This window comes from Armatimonas sp., assembly GCF_031410135.1.
In the GTDB taxonomy this organism is placed as follows: Bacteria; Armatimonadota; Armatimonadia; order Armatimonadales; family Armatimonadaceae; genus Armatimonas.
Genome location: NZ_JANNYP010000742.1, coordinates 1 through 2,023, shown reverse-complemented (window position 1 = coordinate 2,023; position 2,023 = coordinate 1). Strand labels below are relative to the sequence as shown.

The window sequence follows — 2,023 nt, the reverse complement described above, 5'->3', positions numbered from 1 at the left end:
ACAACTCGGGTCGGCAATGTGAAGTTGGCGAGCGACATAGGCTACGACGGTCGGTGGAATCGTTCTCATCTGCTCCTGGTCAAATAAGACGTTGAGAAAACGGAGCGTTCCAAGCTGGAGGGCAAAACCTAAGCGATTGTGGTCACCCCGTAGAGAGGCAATGATCTGCATGTCGGCATCATCAATGTGAAAGTAGCGGGCAAGCTGGCCTGCATCAGGCTCTTGGTTGTAAGTGCCATAACGAGCAGCCTGCTCACGGCTGAGAAATTCTGTGGGCATGCCCTCAATAGTTGGAGCGCGGGCAGGTATAATACAGACCAAAAACTAGAGTTCTTGGTCACCTGTCAGACTCTCCCGTCTGTAGAGGAAAAATGAAGGCAAACACAGCCCATTTTCGAGGGGGGTTTTTGGTCACCAATGGAGTGCCTTCTATGTCAACCTCTCCATTAAGAGTTGGGCTCTATGCCCGTGTCTCCACTCAGGATCAGCAGACGCTTCCTCTGCAACGCGAAGCAATGGAGCAATATGCTGCCACCCGCGGATGGACTATTGTGGAGACGGTAGAAGAAATCGCTTCGGGAGCCAGCACACGCCCTTTACGCGAGCAGCTCCTGAAAGCGGCCAAGCGGCGGGAGTTGGATGTGCTTCTGGTTTGGCGATTGGATCGCTGGGGACGTTCCTTGCCAGATCTGTTCAATACCCTTCATGAGCTGACCGCATTGGGAGTGGGCTTCGTTTCGTTGACGGAGGCAATGGACTTGACGACCCCGATGGGCCGTGCGATGGCGGCGATGCTTGCCGTCTTTGCTGAGTTCGAGCGGGAAGTACTTCGCGAACGAGTCAAGGCAGGCATTGCCCAGTCTCGTTCCAAGGGAAAGCCACATGGGCGGCCTCAGACCGCCTTGAGACGACAGGATGAGGTGGTGGCCCTACACCAACAAGGGCTGAATCAGGCACAGATAGCCAGGCAGCTCCAGATAGGCCGTTCCTCGGTGCGTCGGATTTTGGTGGCAACGGGGCTGTTGACTGAAGCCAAGGCAAAGAGAGTGGTTTCAGAGTAGCAAGGCTGGAATAGTTTGCCTGAACCGTTTGCCCTTACTGGTAATTTTCGTTCCGTTGCAAGGTATTGACCGAGACCAGCGCCACGTATCTCCGCGCTCGCGCAGAAGCCTGCGGAAACTTCGCCTGGAACCACCTCCGCGACCCAAGTGATGGTGGCCATTTCACGCGCTGGCGCATCGAGCCCAATCGAAAGCAAGCCCGGAAAACGCTCATGGACAACGCGTCGGTGGCGCGGCTCTACTGGCTGTTGGTTGCCTGAATAAAGGCTAGCAGCGGCGCAGAGACGTGCTTATCACGGCGCCGCAAAAGCACGATATGGCGCTCGGGGAGGGGGATGCCGGTGAGGGTGAGGGCGACTAGGCGGCCTGCGGCGACTTCGGAGGCGATGGCGACGCGGGGCAGGAGCGAGACGCCGAGGCCCGCCTCGACCATGCGCTTGATGGCCTCGACCGAGTCTAGCTCCATCGTGACGCTGGCGGCGACGCCGGCATCGGCGAGGATGTGCTCGGCGTAGGTGCGCAAGTTGGTTCCTGTCGTCATGGCAAGAAGCGGCTCACCGGAGAGTTCGGTAACCGTTGCGGTGAGCTGGGCCGCGAGCGCGTGGCCGGGTGGGACGGCCAGCACGGTTTCATAGACACCCAGCGACTCGGAAAGTAAAACCCCCTCCGACTGCGTCGGCTCCCCCTCTGTCGTCACCAGCCCGATGTCCACCACGCCACTGAGCACCAGCTCCCGTACCCGCGCTGAGAGTCCGGTTCGTAGGGAGAGTTCGATTCCGGGATGCTCTTGCCGAAACTGAGTGAGCAAGGGCGGCAGGACATAGGTCGCCAGCGTGCTTGCTGCACCAATGGCAATGCGCCCTGCCCGTCCCGCCGCCAGCTCCGAGAGCGCCTCGTGGGCTTCGTCGTTGAGGCGCAGAATGTGCTCCGCGTAGCCTAGAAGCGTCTCCCCTGCTCCCGTG

General features: G+C 59.4%; 4 protein-coding genes. 2 read left to right on the top strand and 2 right to left on the bottom strand.

The features are described 5' to 3' along the window. On the bottom strand, positions 1-279 hold a 279-nt coding region (locus RMO15_RS27105), incomplete at its 3' end, for a DUF4158 domain-containing protein (protein ID WP_309720214.1). Positions 280-431: 152 nt separating this feature from the next. On the opposite strand from RMO15_RS27105, the gene RMO15_RS27100 reads away from it, so the two are divergent. Next, positions 432-1,061, top strand: coding sequence for a recombinase family protein (locus RMO15_RS27100; RefSeq protein ID WP_309720212.1), 630 nt, complete (start codon positions 432-434; stop codon positions 1,059-1,061). Positions 1,062-1,126: 65 nt separating this feature from the next. Beyond that, entirely contained in the window at positions 1,127-1,321 is a 195-nt protein-coding gene (locus RMO15_RS27095) for a hypothetical protein (protein WP_309720208.1), read from the top strand. Here RMO15_RS27095 and RMO15_RS27090 read toward each other — a convergent pair. Beyond that, on the bottom strand, positions 1,300-2,023 hold a 724-nt coding region (locus RMO15_RS27090; protein WP_309720205.1), incomplete at its 5' end, for a LysR substrate-binding domain-containing protein. The genes RMO15_RS27095 and RMO15_RS27090 overlap by 22 nt on opposite strands.